This is a genomic window from Pseudomonas sp. WS 5071 (assembly GCF_012985765.1).
Taxonomy (GTDB): Bacteria; Pseudomonadota; Gammaproteobacteria; order Pseudomonadales; family Pseudomonadaceae; genus Aquipseudomonas; species Aquipseudomonas lundensis_A.
This window is the reverse complement of sequence record NZ_JAAQWY010000011.1, coordinates 20126-38409: the sequence shown is the minus strand read 5'-3', so window position 1 is coordinate 38409 and position 18284 is coordinate 20126. Positions and strand designations below refer to the sequence as shown.

Below are 18284 nucleotides of genomic sequence, written 5' to 3'. Positions count from 1 at the left end.
GGACACCATCAAAGGGGCTAACCCTTTGAAGTTACTACTGATGATCCTCACGCCGGTGTACCGGCTCTCCCCAGATTCGGATGGCCTGAGCTAAAGGATAGTTGGTTCTGGGAGAGGTCAAGGCGAGATGCGCGAATTGTTGTGTTTGACCGTTGGTCAGGTAGGGCGCCAGCCCACTGAATACGTGGGCTTGGCGTGTATTAAAAAATTATTCCTCAGCGCTTTGGTCGGTTTCGCCCGGATAAGTCGCACGCCACAGTTCGAAACCACCGTCGAGGCTGTACACCTCGCTGAATCCCTGGCCTACCAGATACGCCGCCGCGCTCTGACTTGAATTACCGTGGTAGCAAGCGACGATCAACGGTGCATCCAGATCTGCCTTGGCAATGAAATCGTGAAGCGAGTGGTTATCCAGGCGCGTTGCGCCAGTGATATGCCCGGCGGCATAAGTCTGCGGGTCGCGAATGTCGACTACTACGGCGCCTTTTTGACGCAGTGTGTGGGCCTGTTCGGGAGTGATACGTTTGAAATCGGTCATGGGAAATTCCTCTGGCCTGACTACGGGCGTGGGGTTGTGACGCCCAAAGGTTGGGGAGACGGTTGTGGGCTGGCAGGGGCTTTAAGGTGCAGGTCATCGCAGTCGCAGCTCAAGCGCTGCCCGTTGTCGACGTTGAGCAGGGTCATGGCGCCGCCCCATACGCAGCCAGTGTCGAGTGCGTAGATGCCGGGCTCCTTGCAGTTGCCTTCGAGTGCAGCCCAGTGACCGAAGATGATTTTGAGGTCCTGGGTTTTGCGTTCTTTATAGCTGAACCACGGTGCATAACCGGGCGGAGCGCTGCCCACGCCTTCTTTGCTTTTAAGGTCGAGTTTGCCGTCGCGGGTGCAAAACCGCATGCGGGTGAAGTAGTTGGTAATAACCCGCAGGCGTTCAATGCCCGTCAGGTCACTGTCCCATTTGGCAGGCTCATTGCCATACATGCCATCGAGGAAAGGGCCCAAAAGGCTGTCATCGCGCAATGCGTGTTCCACTTCGCTCGCATATTTGAGGGCTTTTTTCAGGCTCCATTGCGGGGGAATACCGGCATGAACCAGTGCGGTATTTCGTTCGAGGTCGTAATGCAACAGAGGTTGCTGGCGCAGCCAGTCCAGCAATTGGTCACAGTCCGGTGCCTCGAGGATTTCGCGAAGCGTGTCACCCTTTTTCAGGCGCTCAATATTGTTGCCGACCGCAAGCAAGTGCAGGTCGTGGTTGCCCAGCACGCAAACCAGTGATTCACGCATGCCATACAGAAAGCGCAGCGTCTCCAACGACTCGGGTCCCCGGTTAACGAGGTCGCCCACCAGCCACAGGGTGTCTTTTGCAGGATCGAACGCAACCCGCTCTAACAGACACTTGAGCGGTTGCAGGCAACCTTGAAGGTCACCGACTGCGTACACCGCCATCAGTGCAGCGCTCCGGGGACAGCAAGGCGGAAGGGCGCAATGATGGCCTTGAACTGATGATCGTCTTGCGCCTGCATCAGGTAGCTGCCCTGCATGGTGCCGACTTTTGTGGTGATCACGGAGCCGCTGCTGTAAGTGTGCACCTGACCCGGTTCGATCACCGGTTGTTGCCCGACGACACCTGCACCGCGCACTTCTTCGGTGTGCCCGTCACCGTCGGTGATGATCCAGTGCCGTGACAGCAATTTTGCAGGGATTGAGCCGTTGTTCTTCACCGTGATGGTGTAGGCGAAGGCGAAGCGGTCTTGCTCGGGTTGAGATTGTTCTGGCAAGTAACGGGTGACGACGCTGACGTCAACCTGATAGCGGGGTTCGGACATGCGGAAGGCCTTACTTGAAAGCAGAGACACAGCTCGGGATAAAACTGATGCCTGAGTCTAGGCCAAGTCACGGGTACTAGGCCAGATGCGGCCAGTACCCGATTTGTAAGGACGGTCAGTCGGCAGCGGGCGCTGCGACGGTTTGCTCGCTCAATTTGTCAGCCAGACGCACGAATGCTGCCAGGTCGAGTTGCTCGGGACGCTTGCTGCCATCGACCCCGGCGGCTTCGATTTCGGCATTGCTCAGCAAGGCCTTGAGGGTATTGCGCAAAGTTTTGCGACGCTGGTTGAAGGCTTCGCGCACGACGCGCTCCAGCAGACGATGATCCTTGGCCGGATGCGGCAGGATTTCGTGTGGCACCAGGCGCACAATGGCAGAGTCGACTTTAGGGGGCGGGTTGAATGCACCCGGACCTACGTTGAACAGATGTTCCACGCGGCAATGGTACTGAACCATGATCGACAACCGGCCCCAGTCGCCGCCGCCCGGGCCAGCAGCCATGCGCTCTACCACTTCTTTTTGCAGCATGAAGTGCATGTCGCGGATCAGCTCGGCGTTTTTCAGCAGGTGGAAAATCAGCGGTGTGGAGATGTTGTACGGCAGGTTGCCGACCACACGCAGAGTGCGTGGCGCCGCGCCCAGTGTATTGAAGTCGAACTTGAGGGCGTCGCCCTGATGCAAGTTGAAGTTACTCATGCCTGCGAACTGTTGATTGAGGATCGGGATCAGGTCTTTGTCCAGTTCGACCACATCAAGCTGGCCGCCACTGTTGAGGATGCCTTCTGTCAATGCACCCTGGCCCGGGCCGATTTCCAGCAGGCGGTCGCCCGCCTTGGCATTGATGGCGCGCAGGATGCGGTCAATAACACCAGCATCGTGCAGGAAGTTTTGACCAAAACGCTTACGCGCCTTGTGTTGGTATTGCTCGTTCATAAACGGGTCTCGGCCATCTGGTAGGCGGTTTCCAGGGCGACTTGCAGGCTGCCGGTGTCGATCTTGCCGCTGCCCGCCAGATCCAGGGCAGTGCCATGGTCAACAGAGGTGCGGACGATCGGCAAGCCAAGGGTGATGTTGACGGCGGCACCAAACCCTTTGTACTTCAGCACGGGCAGGCCTTGGTCGTGGTACATCGCCAGCACTGCGTCACAGTGCTCCAGATATTTGGGGGTAAACAGAGTGTCGGCAGGCAGCGGGCCACGTAGGTCCATGCCCTCGCTGCGCAGAAGCTCCAGGGTGGGTTCGATAATATCGATTTCTTCACGGCCCAAATGCCCGCCCTCACCAGCATGGGGGTTGAGCCCGCACACCAGGATTCGCGGTTGGGCAATGCCGAACTTTTGCTGCAGGTCGGCGTGCAGAATACGCGTCACCCGCATCAGGCGTTCGGGGGTGATTGCATCTGCAACCTGACGCAGCGGCAGGTGCGTGGTGACAAGCGCCACGCGAAGACCGCGGGTGGCGAGCATCATTACCACTTGCTCGGTGCGCGTCAGGTCGGCGAGAAATTCGGTATGGCCGGAAAACGGGATGCCGGCTTCGTTGATGACGCCCTTATGGACAGGGGCAGTAATCATGCCTGCGAAGTCGCCGTCCAGGCAGCCTTGAGCCGCACGGGTCAAGGTGTGCAGCACAAAGGCCGCATTGGCTTTGTCCAGTACACCGGGCGTAACCGGTGCGCTGAGCGGAGTATCCCATACATACAAGCTGCCTGCGGGTGCCGGTTGCTTGGGCCACTGCCCCGGCGTGACGGGCAGCAGGTTGACGGCCACACCCAGCCTGGCGGCCCGCTCAGAGAGCAGGTCGCAGCTGGTAATGGCAATCAGGGGATGGGGCTGGTGTTGCGAAGCGAGCAGCAGGCACAGGTCTGGACCTATGCCTGCCGGTTCGCCGGGTGTCAGTGCAAACCGCTGGGTGTTCACTGTGCCGCCTGGCTTGCGCTCTCGTCCGAGGTCGCGCCGGGCAGTTTGATCTCTACGTAGGCTTCGTCGCGGATCTGACGCAACCAGCTTTGCAGCTCTTCATCGTACTTGCGGTTACGCAAGGCGTTCATGGCCTGTTGCTCGCGAGCTTGAGAGGTGCTGTCAGTGGCGCGGCGACCAAGTACTTCAAGCACATGCCAGCCGTATTGAGTCTGGAATGGCTTGGACAATACACCTTGAGGCGTATCGAGCATGGCAGCACGGAACTCGGGAACCAGTGAGTTGGGGTTTACCCAGTTCAAATCGCCACCGTTGAGTGCCGAACCGGGGTCTTCCGAGTAGGTTTTTGCCAGGGTGGCAAAATCTTCGCCCGCTTCGATGCGGTCGTGGATTTTGTTGATCAGGGCTTCGGTCTGCGCTTCAGTGCGGATTTCGCTTGGCTTGATCAGGATGTGGCGAACATGCACTTCGTCCACAACCACAGACTGGCCACCGCGCTTGTCATTGAGCTTGAGGATGATGAAGCCGCCCGGTGTCCGGATAGGCTCAGTGATCCCGCCAACCGGCATTTCGCTGAGCAGACGATCGAACGGAGGTGGCAGTTGAGCGGCTTTACGCCAGCCCATGTCGCCGCCTTCCAGTGCGGTATCGCTGCCGGAGCGGGCAATGGCCATCTGGCCGAAGTCAGCGCCTTTCTTCAGTTGGTTATATACATCAACCGCTTGCTTATAGGCGTTCTGGATGGCTTCCGAATTCGCGCTGTCAGGCGTTGGAATCAGAATGTTGGCCAACTGGAACTCTTCGGACATCTGCATCTTGCCCAAGTCGGATTTCAAGAAGTTCTGCACTTCTTGATCCGTGACCTGGATACGCTCGGCGACACGACGCTGGCGCACACGGCTGATCGTCATTTCACGACGGATCTGCTCACGGGCGTCTTCATAAGACAGACCGTCGTGCGCCAGGGCCTTGCGGAACTGGTCGACGGTCATGCCATTGCGCTGGGCAATGGTGGCGACAGCATCGTTCAGCTCTTCATCGGTAATACGAATACCCATGCGTTCGCCGAGCTGCAATTGCAGGTTCTCAACGATCAAGCGCTCCAGCACTTGCTGATCCAGCACGCTCTTGGGCGGAACGCCCTGATTGCGCTTGGCGATGGTCTGCTGAACTTCATGAACACGCTGGTCCAGTTGGCTCTGCATGATCACGTCGTTGTCGACGATGGCCACAACACTATCCAGGGGTTGAACCGCGGCGTGAGCCGCAGTACCCAGGAACAACGCGCCCAGCACTAGCGGGCGCAAACACTCAGAAAGCTTGATCTTCACGTTCACGATAACCTTGGATGCCTTTGTCGAGGAAGCTCTCTACTTTGGTGCCAACAACGCCACCGAGACCTTTCAGCACAATTTGAAGGAAGAGACCATGGTCGCCCTTTTCGTTGGTCGGGGCTTCTTGGGTGTACTCATCGTTGTCGACCCAGTAACGGTTGATCAGACGAAGTTTCCAACAGCAGTTGTCGTACTCGAAGCCGCCAAAGGCTTCCAGCGTGCGGTTACGGTTGTAGTCGTACTGCCAGCGGCTGATAACGTTCCACTGTGGCACGATCGGCCAGATAACCGAGAAATCGTGCTGCTGGATCTTGTAATAGTCCTTGATATAGCCAGGCTTCCCCTTCACACCGAAGTCACCGCCGCCGATCTCCCACTTACCGGTGTACTGGTTGTAGCGCACCTGGTCGTTGCGATAGCGGTAACCGATGTTGACCACCTTGTTCGGGTTGTCTTCCGGCTGGTAGTGCATCATCGCGCTGCCAGAACGTGGGCTACGGGTTTCCGGGTCCCAGTTGTAGTCAGCGGTAGCGCGCCAGTCGCGGTTGAAACGGTAGGCGTACTCGAGTGCATACGGCGAAACGCTGGAAGTGGAGTCGTCGCGGTTCTCCGTGATACCCGGCATTTGCACTTTGCGATCTTTAAAGTAATACGCTTGGCCCAGGCTGATGCGTTGGCGCTCAAAGCCGTTTTCTTCAATCCAGCGGCTGGTCAAGCCCAGCGACAGTTTGTTTTCGTCACCCACACGGTCGCTGCCGGAGAAGCGATTGTCGCGCCACAGTGAGGAATAGCTGAATGTGCTTTCGCCTGTGTCGAAAACCGGTATGTCTTGCTGATCGCGTTCTGGTACGTATAGATAGAACGCACGCGGCTCAAGGGTCTGGCGATAATTGGTGCCGAACCATTGAGTGTTGCGATCGAAGTACAACCCGCTGTCGATGCTGGCGATTGGAACACTGCGGGTTTGAGAACTCTTATATTGCTCTCCTGCCAACAGGGTACTTTTACCTTTCGAATCCAGGTCCAGATCGTACTGGGTGTACATGTACTTGAGTGTTGGCGTGACATAGCCGTAGCTTGCAGTCATCGGCAAGCTCATGCTTGGCGCAAGATTCAGACGGGTGCCGTTGGCGCGAGCCAGACCTTTAACGTTGGTATCCAGTCGAGGATCTGAAGTACCGTTTTCGTTAACGTAGTTACCGCTTTCCAAGTCACGCTCAAACCGCACCAGTTCGGTGTTGTAGTTAAAATTCACACCACCCGGGTGATACGGCAGCGCACCATTGAAGGTGATTTGCGGCAGTTTGTTGTAAGGCGTGATTTGCGTCACTGTGGCCAGTTGATAGGCCTGCGCATTCAACTTGGCGTTGAAGGTGTCGCCACGGTAAGTCACCGAACCCTGCTGGTTCACATAATCCTGACTTTCGACCCCAATCTGTTCACTTTGCAGATCCTGGAAGTAATACGGATCGCTGATCTTGGTGTAGTCGACCTCGGTCAGGACGCGGGAGTCCAGGCCACCCTTGTGCTGCCAGTTGAGCATGTAGCGGGTGTCTTTGTAGTCAGTCTGTTCTTTACGCTTGTCGTCCTTGTCGTTCAGGTAAGCAGCACCGAACTGGCCTTCGCTGGACTCGGTGAGGTAGCGGAATTCGCCTTCCATCAACAAGCCGCGTTTGGTCATGTAGCGCGGGTACAACGTGGCGTCGTAGTTGGGCGCCAGGTTGAAGTAGTACGGGGTCACGAGCATAAAGCCGGTGTCGGTGCTGCTGCTGAACGACGGCGGCAGGAAACCGGACTGACGGCGATCGTCGATCGGGAAATAAATGTACGGGGTGTAGAAGACCGGAATGTCTTTGACCCGCAACGTCACGTTGGTCGCCGTACCGAAACCGGTGGCCGGGTTCAACGTGATGTTGTTGCCCTTGAGTTGCCAGGCGTTGCTGTTCGGTTCGCACGTGGTGTACGTACCATCCTTGAGGCGGATGATCGCGTTTTCGCCACGCTTGGCGTACAGCGCACTGCCGCGGATGCGCGACTTGTGCAGGATGTATTCCGCGTTGTCGACCTTGGCCGCACCGGTGTCGAGTTGAACGTCGGCGTGGTCGCCCACGATCAGTGCACCGTTGTCGCGCAGGCGGACCTTGCCGTTAAGCTCGCCGCGGTTTTCAGCCTGATACAGGCTGGCTTCGTCGGCTTCGATCTGCATGCTGCCCTGACGCATGACAACGTCACCGGCCAGCGTCGCGATCTGCTCTTCTTGCTGATAGCGCGAGGCCTTGGCGCCAATAAAGGTAGGCGCGTCGCTTTTGCTGGTCGGGTCGTTCATGCCCGGACGGATCGGCTCGACGTAAGCGCCCGCGCAATACGGGCCGGTTTCGGCCAGTTGTGCGGGGGTCAGCTTGTCTCGCGGAACCCAGTCGAGGTGACTGTAGTCAGCACTGCGCGCTTTCAGACCACGGCCTTTGGCTTCTGTCACCAATGGGGTCTGAGCGACCTGCTCGACGGTTTCGCCACTGGCGCCCACCGAGTTGCCGCTGTGAACCGGACGCGGCGGCAATTGAGCCGTGGTCGCTTTCGGTGCGCAGTCCCAGCCGCCCGTAGCCGACACAGAACAGTCATACTGCTCCTCGGCAACAGCGAAAGGCGTGGCTAGAGGTTGCATGGCCAGCAAACTGCCGGTTACCAGCAACGGAAATTTTTTACGAAACGCGGGGGATTTCAATGCCATCTTATTAGTCCGGGCTTCCTGCGTGCCATCAGCCCGCGGTGGGGGCCGCACGCCTCTCGATGGTCTGGAAAAGATGCTGGATAATAAAGCATGACCCGCTTGACGGCTAGGGCCGTCGGAGACCCACGTAATGCCTGACCAAGATGTACGCCTGCAACACCTTAAAGTTTGGCTCGATGAGCAATTGTCAGCCCTTTTTTTAAACAACGGATGGGGCGCCGTACCCCCGGCCACGCTGACTGCGGCCAGCAGTGATGCGAGTTTTCGGCGGTATTTTCGCTGGGAAGGTGAGGGGCGCAGTTTTATTGTCATGGACGCCCCGCCGCCCCAGGAAAACTGCAAACCTTTCGTCGATATCGCTGAATTACTGCGTATCAGCGAGATAAATGTGCCGGAAATTTTTGCTCAAGACCTCGATCGCGGGTTTCTTTTGCTCAATGACTTGGGCAATAAAACCTTTCTCGACGTCATTAATGACCGCAACGCCGATGAGCTGTTCGACGATGCCATCGAAGCATTGCTGGCTTTTCAGCAGTTGCCCATGACTGCACCGTTGCCCAGCTATGACGTGGCTTTATTGCGCCGCGAGCTCGAATTGTTCCCTGAATGGTACGTTCGCCGTCATTTGGGGATTGAGTTGGATGAGCAACAGCAGGCGCAGTGGCAGCGGGTCCGCGATCTGCTGATCGACAGCGCGCTGGCTCAGCCCAAGGTGCTGGTGCACCGCGACTTTATGCCGCGCAACCTGATGCTGAGCATTCCCAACCCCGGCGTGCTGGATTTCCAGGATGCGGTGTACGGGCCGGTGACCTACGACATCACGTGCCTGTTCAAAGATGCCTTCCTCAGTTGGCCTGAAGAGCGGGTGCTGCAATGGCTGGCCCAGTATTGGGAAAATGCGCGCCACCTGGCGATCCCGGTGCAGCCTGTGTTTCAGGATTTCCTGCGTGCCAGCGACTTGATGGGCGTGCAGCGGCACTTGAAGGTGATCGGCATTTTTGCCCGCATTTGCCATCGCGATGGCAAACCCCGCTACCTGGCCGATGTGCCGCGTTTCTTCTCTTATATAGAAGCGGTATTGGCCCGCCGCCCGGAGCTGTCTGCATTGGGTGAGCTTTTTGCCAGCCTGCCTGAACCGGTTGAGGCTCAGGCATGAAGGCGATGATTCTGGCTGCGGGCAAAGGTGAGCGCCTACGGCCTTTGACCCTGCATACCCCCAAGCCGTTGATTCGTGCGGGGGGTGTGCCCTTGATCGAATACCACCTGCGTGCGCTCGCGGCGGCAGGGTTTACTGAGATTGTCATCAATCACGCCTGGCTGGGTCAGCAGATCGAGGATCATCTGGGCGACGGTTCGCGTTTCGGGGTGAGCATTCAATACTCCGCAGAAGGCGAGCCGCTGGAGACCGGTGGCGGTATTTTTAAAGCATTGCCTTTGTTGGGCGATAACCCGTTCGTGGTGGTGAACGGTGATATCTGGACTGACTACGATTTTGGTGCGTTGCGTCGGCCTCTCGCCGGTCTGGCGCATCTGGTGCTGGTGGACAACCCGCCCCATCATCCCACGGGTGATTTCAGCCTGATTGATGCGCAAGTTCAGGCTGCGCAACCCGATGCGCAGGTACTGACCTACAGCGGTATTGCCGTGTTGAGCCCGGCGTTGTTGCGCGGGTGCGAGCCCGGCGCGTTCAAGTTGGCTCCGTTATTACGTACAGCCATGGCCGCAGGCCATGTCACAGGAGAGCGTTTGCAAGGGCATTGGGTAGATGTAGGCACGCACGAGCGTTTGGCTGAGGTCGAAAGCCTGATTAAGGGCGCTCACTAAGATGCTGTGGCCAGGGACTCTGATCGGAGCCGGAGGCGGGTTTTTGATTGCCAGCATTCCGGGGGCTATGTTGGGTGCTTTGTTGGGGCAGGCGCTGGATCGGCGTCTGAACCTGCAAAGCTGGGCGCATGTGCGCGAACGCCTTGGCGGTCGTGCTGCGCTGCGCAATGACGAACTGTTGTTCGTGTTGCTCGGCCGTCTGGCCAAAAGCGGCGGGCGCGTGGTGGATAAGCATATCGAGCAGGCGCGACAGGAGATGCGCTTGCTCGACATGAGCGCCCCCGCGCAGAAACGCGCGATCGCTGCGTTTAATCGGGGCAAGTCCGGCAATGACTCATTACGCGGTTACCTGCGGCGTCTCAAGGCGCAACCCCATGCGGCAGAAGGCGTGTTGCGCGCTTGCTGGCGGATGATCGTGGCGGACGGGCGGGTTGACACGCAAGAGCGTGAGTTGATCGGGCTATGGGGTAAATGGTTGGGCTGGACCCCGCAACAGATTCAGGCACTGGGGGCTGATTACGAGCCGCAGAAAAGGCCGCTGGCCACGCGCGGCGGGACTTATCAGGAGTCGCTGACGCTGCTCGGGGTCACTCATCAGAGCGACCCGGTGCACATCAAACGGGCGTATCGACGTTTGCTCAGCCGTCATCACCCTGACAAAGTGGCCGGTTCAGGGGCTAGCCCGGCGCAGGTGCTGGACGCGACAGAGAAAACCCGCGAGCTGCATCACGCCTACGCGTTGATCCGCCAGCGGCGCGGGTTTTGACCGTTACTTATCCACAGGCTGTGGGCTGAGCCAACCGCGAATCCGGCGATACAACTGTTCTTGGCCAGCATCGCGGTTCCCCGGCATCGCAGTCAGTGCCACCTGAGTGAAATCCCCGCCATTGACCCGCTTGCTGGCTTGCAACCGTTGCAGGGCGGCCTTGCGCAGTAACGCGTTGTCTTTATAGAACACGTCCAGCAGCGCGACCTTGAGGCCAGGCGTCATCAGGCTCAAGTCTGCCGGTGCCTGCACCGGTGTTTGCGCGGCGACCATGATCAGCTTGCCCACTTGCGCCGGTTGTTTCTCGGCGATGTAGCGTGCTGCCCAGTACGCGCCTGTGCCGTGCCCCAGCAGTACGATGCTGCGCGCGTTTTGTTGTTGCGCGAAGGCAATTGCCGCCTCGATACGGGCGAAAATCCGCTCGGCATCCGCCTTGTTCATTTCTTCCAACGACGCCACCGGCTTCAGGTCCGGGGCCGGGTTTTCAGTGCCGACACTGGCGGCTTGTTCGATAGGTTTGGCTGTGGTGCTGGCGTCTTTGCTGCTACTGTCTGGCGCTTGCGGTGTAGGCAATTTCTCTGGTTCAGCGGTGCGTGCCTGACTGGCTTCGCTTTGCATGTCCGGCAAACTCAGGCTCAGGCTTGCCCAATGGGCGTCCGGCAGCTTGTTGCGCAGCGGGCCGACAACGATTGGCCAATCTGCGGTTTCGCCAGCGCCGGGGACAATAATCACCGCACCGCTGGGGTCGCTGTTATTGGCGGGCTTCCACAGTGCGAGAAAGTTGCCTTCACCGGCTTGGAGCTGTTGCTGCTCGTGTGGCGGGAGTTGCCGCTCCAACGCGGCCGCGTCTTCCTGGCTGCGTTCGGGCAGCGGCTCGCGCTCCACGGGCTTGGGTTGGGCGGGTTCAGCAACGGGCGCCGAGTCGTCCGCCTGAACAGGAAACGCCAGGGGCAATAACAACGACAGGCACAGGGCTGGCAGTGCCAGGCGGTAAGAAGACATCAGTTTTTCCAGGCCAGAAGTAATCCCGGCAGCCTAAAGGGTTGATCAGTATTTGTCAGGGTGTGAGCGTTCAGATGACACGTTTTTGCTATCTGTTGGTTATCGGCTGGTTTTGGCTGCCCTTGATGGGCCACGCGGCGCCTGTGCCAGCGGCGCAATTGAGTGCCGAGCAACAGCAATGGCTGTCGCAGCATCGGGAATTACGCGTCGGGCTGGTGCTGCAAGCCCCGTACGCGCGCTTTGACCAGCGCTTGCAGCAGCTGTCCGGGGCCAATGTTGAACTGATGAAATGGTTGGCGCAGGCACTTAACGTTGAGTTGCTGTGGCGCAATTACCCGGACCTGGCGCACTTGGAAAAAGCCGCCCGTGACGGGGAAATCGACCTGGTGCCGGGCCTGATGCAAACCCCGGCGGGGCTGCGGCTGTGGCAATTTTCTGACCCCTACATGCGCGTCCCGCAGCTGATTGTGGGCGTGCGCGACGGCAGCGGCGCTGTCGATTTGGAGCGCCTCGACAGCAAGACTCGCGTGGCCGTGCGCATGCCTGGCGCCACGGCAGAGTTCTTGCGAACCAGCTATCCGGGGCTGAATTTGCAGGGTGTTCCACTGGAGCGCCAGGCCTTGCAATTGTTGCTGAGCCAGCAAGCCACTTACGCCGTGATTGATGAAGCGCAGCTCAGTCGCTTGTCCAGCGAACCCGAGTTCTCAGGATTGGCAGTGGTAGGTGATATTGGTTTGCCACTCTTGCTGCGCGTGGCCACCCGGCGCGACTGGCCGGAGCTGGCCAGCATCGTCGAGCGCGGTTTGCACGCCATTCCGGCGCGGGACATGGAGCAGTTGCACGCGCGCTGGTTGCAGCCCAAGTATCCCCACGCCGGACCGTCTCCCGGTTTTTGGCAGAACTTCAGCCTGTTGATCGGTACCTTACTGCTGGCGAGCATGGCGATTGTGTTCTGGCAGCGTCGCCAGCAAACCTCACTGGAACGGGCGCTGCTGAGTGCACGCGAAGACATCGCCCTGCGCGCAGCGAGTGCCGAGGCATTGCGGCTGACTCAGTTTTCAATTGACCGCAGCCCGGTTGGCATCCTTTGGGTCAATTGGGACAGTCACGTGCGCTATGCCAATCTGGCCGCCGAGCACATGCTCGGGTGCGCGCCGGGTGCCCTGCTTGAGCGGCCTTTGAGTGATTTTGAACCGGGGCTGAGCATGGACCGCTGGTTGGGGCTATGGAAGCGTGCGCGGGCTGGCGAAGAGGGCGCGCAACGGTTTGAAACAAATTGCGTGCGTGCGGATGGCAGCACCTTCCCGGCCGACGTCACGCTCAGTTTTTTGCGCTTTCAGGCCGCTGAATACTTGGTGGTGTATCTCAATGACATCACCGAGCGCCGTCGTGTGCAGGCGGCGTTGCAAGAAAGTGATGCTCGCCTGCAAGGGATCGCGGCCAACGTCCCAGGGCTGGTGTTTCGTCTGGAGCGCTCGTTACTCACGGGCGAACTGGACTTCCCCTACATCAGTGAAGGTAGCGAAAGTCTGGCCGGGTTCTCGCCAGCGACGTTACGTAAACGTGAAGTCGGTTTGCGCAGCCTTGTGCACCCGGACGACAAGGCGGATTACCACCGTGTGCAGGATCAGGCGCTCGACAGCGACAGCGATTGGTCATGGCAGGGGCGGATTGTCACGCGTAAAGGCGAGCAGCGCTGGGCCGAGATCAAGGCCATTACCCGTCGCCTGCAAGATGGCACTGTGGTGTGGGACGGCATCGTCTGGGACATCAGCGAAAGCAAGCGTATCGAACTGGAACTGGACAGTTCTCGCGGGCAGTTGCGTGAACTGTCGGCGCACCTTGAAAGTGTGCGCGAAGAAGAAAAGGCGCGCATTGCCCGAGAAGTGCACGACGAGTTGGGGCAAATGTTGACCGTGCTCAAGCTTGAAACCTCCATGTGCGAGCTGGCCTATGCGGATCTGGACCCTGGCCTGCGTGAGCGCTTGAACAGCATGAAAAAGCTCATCGCCCAGTTGTTCCAGTTGGTGCGCGATGTGGCCACTGCGCTGCGGCCGCCAATTCTGGATGCAGGCATCAGTTCGGCCATCGAATGGCAGGCGCAGCGCTTCGAAGCGCGTACGCACATTCCATGTCTGGTGCAGGTTCCTGAGCATTTACCACCGCTGAGTGCGGCCAAGGAAGTAGGACTATTCCGAATTTTGCAGGAGGCGCTGACCAACGTGATGCGTCATGCTCAGGCACAAACCGTAGAGTTAACCCTGACCGTTGAAGCGCATGCGTTGTGCCTGACCATTAGCGATGATGGCCAGGGCTTTATTCCTGTCACGGGCAGGCCGACGTCCTTCGGGCTGGTGGGCATGCGTGAACGTGTATTGATGATGGGCGGCACGCTGTCGGTGCACAGTGTGCCGGGTGAAGGCACGACGCTGAGTGTGCGGGTACCGTTGACGACGGATCCGCAATGACCTTGAGGAGGAGCTGTCTGTGATTCGTGTACTGGTAGCTGAAGACCACACCATCGTGCGGGAAGGGATCAAGCAATTGATCGGCCTGGCCAAGGACCTGCGGGTGGTGGGGGAGGCAAGCAATGGCGAGCAATTGCTGGAAACCCTGCGCCATGTGCCGTGCGAGGTGGTGCTGCTGGACATTTCCATGCCCGGCGTGAACGGGCTGGAAGCGATCCCGCGCATCCGGGCCTTGAATAACCCGCCCGCGATCCTGGTGCTGTCGATGCACGACGAGGCACAGATGGCGGCGAGGGCGCTGAAATTCGGCGCGGCGGGTTACGCGACCAAGGACAGCGATCCCGCACTCTTGCTGATGGCCATTCGTAAAGTCGCGGCGGGCGGGCGCTACATCGACCCCGAGCTGGCGGACCGGATGGTCTTTGAAGTAGGGCTGACTGACTCACGCCCGCTGCATGCGCTGTTGTCAGAGCGCGAGTTCTCGGTGTTTGAACGGCTGGCGCAAGGGGTGAACGTGAATGATATCGCCCAGCAACTGGCCCTGAGCAGCAAAACCATCAGCACCCACAAAGCGCGGCTGATGCAAAAACTTCACGTCACCTCATTGGCGGAACTGGTGAAATACGCAATGGAGCATAAGCTGGTGTAACGGCTGACGAGCTGCGAGCGTTTTAGCCGAGGCTGCAGGGCATGCCTGTTTGCGACTGTTTTTGAGCAGCGTTTCAGCCGCTAGCGGTGTCCGCCGTTACCCAGTGTTCTATTCACGACATCCTTGTAGGGCGTGCCCTACCCGCAATCTTCCAGGCTCCTGATGTAAATCTCTCCTGCGCCCCGATTTCTGGGGGGTGATGCCTTCTTTAGTCTTGGACTACAGCAGTCCAAAACAAAAAGGTGTGGCTATGAGTGAGGTCGGTGCAAGCGCTGGGTCGAATGACATTTTGGTCAGCTTTCGTGGTGTGCAGAAAAGCTACGATGGCGAAAACCTGATTGTTAAAGACCTTAACCTGGACATTCGCAAAGGCGAGTTTCTGACCTTGCTCGGGCCGTCTGGGTCGGGCAAAACCACCAGCTTGATGATGCTCGCAGGGTTTGAAACCCCCACCGCGGGCGAGATCCAGCTGGGGGGCCGTTCTATCAACAACGTGCCGCCGCACAAACGCGACATCGGCATGGTGTTTCAGAACTATGCGTTGTTCCCGCACATGACTGTGGCCGAAAACCTGGGTTTCCCGTTGTCGGTGCGCGGCCTCAATCGCACCGACATCAGCGAGCGGGTCAAGCGCGTGCTGAGCATGGTGCAGCTCGATGCCTTCGCCCAGCGTTACCCGGCACAGCTTTCCGGCGGCCAGCAACAGCGGGTTGCGCTGGCGCGTGCGCTGGTGTTCGAACCGCAGCTGGTGTTGATGGACGAACCGCTGGGGGCACTGGATAAACAGCTGCGCGAGCACATGCAGATGGAGATCAAGCACCTGCACCAGCGCCTTGGCGTGACAGTGGTCTACGTCACTCACGATCAGGGCGAAGCGCTGACCATGTCGGATCGGGTGGCGGTGTTTCACCAAGGTGAAATCCAGCAGATCGCCCCGCCGCGTTGCTTGTATGAAGAACCCAAGAACACCTTTGTTGCCAACTTCATTGGCGAGAACAATCGCCTCAATGGCCGCCTGCACAGTCAGGACGGCGAGCGCTGCGTGGTAGAGCTGAGCCGAGGCGAGAAGGTTCAGGCGCTGGCGGTGAATGTCGGCCGTACCGGCGAGCCCGTGACCCTGTCGATCCGACCGGAACGCATCAGCCTTAACGGCGCCAGCGAGGCTTGCGTGAACCGGTTCTCGGGGCGCGTCGAAGAGTTCATCTATCTGGGCGACCACGTGCGGGTGCGTCTGGAAGTCTGCGGTAAGAACGATTTTTTTGTGAAACAGCCGATTGCCGAACTGGACCCGACGCTGGCAGTCGGTGACGTGGTGCCACTCGGTTGGCAGGTTGAACACGTACGTGCGCTGGACCCTCTCTTAGAGGCGAATTAATCGCCCCGGCTTCACCAACCCTGTGGAGAATAAAAATGCATAAAACACTGAAACTCACGGCCTTGAGCTTGGGCCTGATGTGCGCCGCCAATGCGTTGGCAGCCACCGACCTGACCGTGGTCTCGTTTGGCGGGGCGAACAAGGCCGCGCAGGTCAAAGCGTTCTACGCGCCTTGGGAAGCCAAGGGCGACGGCAAAATCATCGCCGGTGAATACAACGGCGAAATGGCCAAGATCAAGGCCATGGTCGACACCAAAAGCATCTCGTGGGACCTGGTTGAAGTTGAGTCTCCGGAATTATCCCGTGGCTGTGACGAAGACATGTTTGAGCAACTGGACCCGGCACTGTTCGGCAATCCTGATCAGTACGTTTCCGGTGCAATCCAGTCATGCGGCGCTGGTTTCTTCGTGTGGTCGACTGTGATGGCGTACAACGCCGACAAGCTGAAAACAGCGCCGACCAGTTGGGCGGATTTCTGGGACACCAAAACATTCCCCGGCAAGCGCGGGTTGCGTAAGGGCGCCAAGTACACCTTGGAATTTGCCTTGATGGCAGACGGCGTTGCGCCCAAGGACGTGTACAAGGTGTTGGCGAGCAAGGACGGCCAGAACCGCGCCTTCAAGAAACTCGACGAGCTGAAGCCCAGCATTCAGTGGTGGGAGGCCGGTGCACAGCCACCGCAGTACCTGGCTTCAGGCGATGTAGTGATGAGCTCTGCGTACAACGGGCGTATCGCCGCGGTGCAGAAAGAGAGCAACCTGAAAATTGTCTGGAATGGCGGGATTTACGACTTTGACGCCTGGGCCATCCCTAAAGGCTTGAGCAAAGACAAAGCCGACGCGGCGAAGAAGTTCATGCAGTTCACGTTGCAACCTCAGCAGCAGAGCATGTACTCGCAAAACATCGCGTATGGCCCGGCCAATAAAGAGGCGATGCCTTTGCTGCCGCAGGCGGTGCAAGCGGACATGCCGACAGCACCCGAGAACATCAAAGATCAAGTGCAGATCGATGTCAGCTTCTGGGCTGATAACGGTGAGCAACTGGAGCAGCGTTTTAACGCCTGGGCTGCCAAGTAAGCAGCGCTGACACGCGGCGCGCCTGATCGGGTCGCGCCGCCCTTGTTTAAAGATTTGCGGAGTTCGCCATGGCCATCGCCATCCCCCTGAACGAAGTCTCAAGCCCCAGCTTGAAGAAGCGTCTGGCGCATGCCGAGCGCGTGAATCGCTGGAAAGCACAGGCGTTGATTGCGCCTCTGGTGATTTTCTTGCTGCTGGTGTTTTTGGTGCCAATTGCAGCGCTGCTTTATAAAAGTGTCGGCAACCCGGAAGTGGTCGAAGGTCTGCCACGCACTGTGGTGGCCGTGCATGGGTGGGATGGTAAAGGCTTACCGGCCGAACCGGTGTATCTGGCGCTTAGCGAAGACTTGGCTGAGGCGCGTAAGAATCAAGTCCTGGGTGATTTGTCGAAACGTCTGAACATGGAATTAGCCGGTTATCGCAGTTTGCTGATGAAAACCGCCAAAGCGCTGCCTTTCAAGGTTGCACCTGACTCTTATAAAGATGCACTGGAAGCCCTCGACGAGCGTTGGGGTGATCCGGCGTATTGGCAGGCGATCAAGCGCAACAGCTCAAGTGTGACGCCGTTTTATCTGCTGGCGGCTGTCGATCACCGTATTGATGACTTGGGTGAAGTGGCTCCCGCTACTCCGGATCAGGCGATTTATCTGGATATTTTCGCCCGGACCTTCTGGATGGGGCTGGTCATTACCTGCATCTGTCTGGTGCTGGCGTACCCTTTGGCCTATCTGCTGGCCAACTTGCCTGCACGCCAGAGCAACCTGTTGATGATTCTGGTGCTGCTGCCGTTCTGGACGTCTGTGCTGGTGCGGGTCGCGGCCTGGATTGTGTTGCTGCAATCGGGCGGGTTGATCAATAGCGCGTTGATGAGCATGGGGCTGATCGATAAACCGATGGAACTGGTGTTCAATCGCACCGGCGTGTACATCGCAATGGTGCACATTTTGCTGCCATTTATGATCCTGCCGATTTACAGCGTGATGAAGGGTATTTCTCCGACCTATATGCGTGCGGCCATCTCATTGGGATGCCACCCATTTACGAGCTTCTGGCGTGTGTATTTCCCACAAACTTATGCCGGTGTGGGGGCTGGTTGCTTGCTGGTGTTCATCATCGCAATTGGCTACTACATCACCCCCGCCTTACTCGGCAGCCCGAACGATCAAATGGTCAGTTACTTTGTGGCGTTCTACACCAACACCAGTATCAACTGGGGCATGGCCACGGCACTGGGCGGCTTGCTGCTGCTGGCGACTGTCCTGCTGTACCTGATTTACAACTGGCTGGTGGGTGCCACCCGCCTGCGTTTGAGTTAAGGA

At 58.6% G+C, this 18284-nt stretch carries 16 protein-coding genes; 8 read left to right on the top strand and 8 right to left on the bottom strand.

Annotated elements, in window-relative coordinates; translation table 11 throughout:
- Positions 1-208: 208 nt before the first annotated feature.
- The 7 genes from glpE to HBN61_RS09025 form a co-directional block, all read right to left on the bottom strand.
- The gene (glpE, locus tag HBN61_RS09055; protein ID WP_169962011.1) at positions 209-538 is read right to left on the bottom strand and encodes a thiosulfate sulfurtransferase GlpE; all 330 of its coding nucleotides are present in this window, start codon (positions 536-538) and stop codon (positions 209-211) included.
- Between the two features lie 20 nt (positions 539-558).
- Entirely contained in the window at positions 559-1443 is an 885-nt protein-coding gene (locus HBN61_RS09050; RefSeq protein WP_094992837.1) for a symmetrical bis(5'-nucleosyl)-tetraphosphatase, read from the bottom strand.
- Positions 1443-1823: a Co2+/Mg2+ efflux facilitator ApaG/CorD gene (gene apaG / locus HBN61_RS09045; protein WP_094992838.1), complete on the bottom strand. Its 381-nt coding sequence runs from the start codon at positions 1821-1823 to the stop codon at positions 1443-1445. The genes HBN61_RS09050 and apaG overlap by 1 nt, the downstream gene beginning before the upstream one ends.
- Positions 1824-1938: 115 nt before the next feature.
- Entirely contained in the window at positions 1939-2757 is an 819-nt protein-coding gene (gene rsmA / locus HBN61_RS09040; protein WP_169962009.1) for a 16S rRNA (adenine(1518)-N(6)/adenine(1519)-N(6))-dimethyltransferase RsmA, read from the bottom strand.
- The gene (gene pdxA / locus HBN61_RS09035; RefSeq protein WP_170046559.1) at positions 2754-3743 is read right to left on the bottom strand and encodes a 4-hydroxythreonine-4-phosphate dehydrogenase PdxA; all 990 of its coding nucleotides are present in this window, start codon (positions 3741-3743) and stop codon (positions 2754-2756) included. Before pdxA ends, rsmA begins: the two co-directional genes overlap by 4 nt.
- Positions 3740-5080 carry a peptidylprolyl isomerase SurA gene (gene surA / locus HBN61_RS09030; protein WP_170046558.1) on the bottom strand — a complete coding sequence of 447 codons (1341 nt, stop codon included), beginning with the start codon at positions 5078-5080 and terminating at the stop codon, positions 3740-3742. Before surA ends, pdxA begins: the two co-directional genes overlap by 4 nt.
- Positions 5055-7805, bottom strand: coding sequence for an LPS-assembly protein LptD (locus HBN61_RS09025; protein ID WP_170046557.1), 2751 nt, complete (start codon positions 7803-7805; stop codon positions 5055-5057). Before HBN61_RS09025 ends, surA begins: the two co-directional genes overlap by 26 nt.
- 130 nt (positions 7806-7935) lie before the next feature.
- On the opposite strand from HBN61_RS09025, the gene HBN61_RS09020 reads away from it, so the two are divergent.
- From HBN61_RS09020 to HBN61_RS09010, 3 genes are read left to right on the top strand one after another with little or no spacing between them, the layout of a single operon-like run.
- Entirely contained in the window at positions 7936-8961 is a 1026-nt protein-coding gene (locus HBN61_RS09020) for an aminoglycoside phosphotransferase family protein (RefSeq protein WP_170046556.1), read from the top strand.
- Positions 8958-9629 (top strand): N-acetylmuramate alpha-1-phosphate uridylyltransferase MurU, encoded by a 672-nt coding sequence (gene murU / locus HBN61_RS09015; protein WP_170046555.1) that lies wholly within the window; start codon positions 8958-8960, stop codon positions 9627-9629. Before HBN61_RS09020 ends, murU begins: the two co-directional genes overlap by 4 nt.
- A gap of 1 nt (position 9630) precedes the next feature.
- Positions 9631-10395: a TerB family tellurite resistance protein gene (locus tag HBN61_RS09010; protein WP_169961998.1), complete on the top strand. Its 765-nt coding sequence runs from the start codon at positions 9631-9633 to the stop codon at positions 10393-10395.
- Positions 10396-10398: 3 nt separating this feature from the next.
- Here HBN61_RS09010 and HBN61_RS09005 read toward each other — a convergent pair whose 3' ends face one another.
- Positions 10399-11397 (bottom strand): alpha/beta hydrolase family protein, encoded by a 999-nt coding sequence (locus tag HBN61_RS09005; protein WP_094992845.1) that lies wholly within the window; start codon positions 11395-11397, stop codon positions 10399-10401.
- 74 nt (positions 11398-11471) lie between these two features.
- On the opposite strand from HBN61_RS09005, the gene HBN61_RS09000 reads away from it, so the two are divergent.
- The 5 genes from HBN61_RS09000 to HBN61_RS08980 all read left to right on the top strand — a co-directional run bounded on the left by HBN61_RS09000 (position 11472) and on the right by HBN61_RS08980 (position 18281).
- Positions 11472-13865, top strand: a complete 2394-nt coding sequence (locus HBN61_RS09000) for a PAS domain-containing sensor histidine kinase (RefSeq protein ID WP_094992846.1) — start codon at positions 11472-11474, stop codon at positions 13863-13865.
- A 19-nt stretch (positions 13866-13884) separates the two neighbouring features.
- Positions 13885-14514, top strand: coding sequence for a response regulator (locus HBN61_RS08995; protein ID WP_094992847.1), 630 nt, complete (start codon positions 13885-13887; stop codon positions 14512-14514).
- A gap of 250 nt (positions 14515-14764) precedes the next feature.
- Positions 14765-15889 (top strand): ABC transporter ATP-binding protein, encoded by a 1125-nt coding sequence (locus HBN61_RS08990; protein WP_094992848.1) that lies wholly within the window; start codon positions 14765-14767, stop codon positions 15887-15889.
- A gap of 35 nt (positions 15890-15924) precedes the next feature.
- Entirely contained in the window at positions 15925-16965 is a 1041-nt protein-coding gene (locus tag HBN61_RS08985) for an ABC transporter substrate-binding protein (RefSeq protein WP_094992849.1), read from the top strand.
- Between the two features lie 68 nt (positions 16966-17033).
- A complete protein-coding gene (locus HBN61_RS08980) occupies positions 17034-18281 on the top strand; it encodes an ABC transporter permease (protein ID WP_170046554.1) in 1248 nt (415 codons plus the stop codon).
- Positions 18282-18284 lie beyond the last annotated feature (3 nt).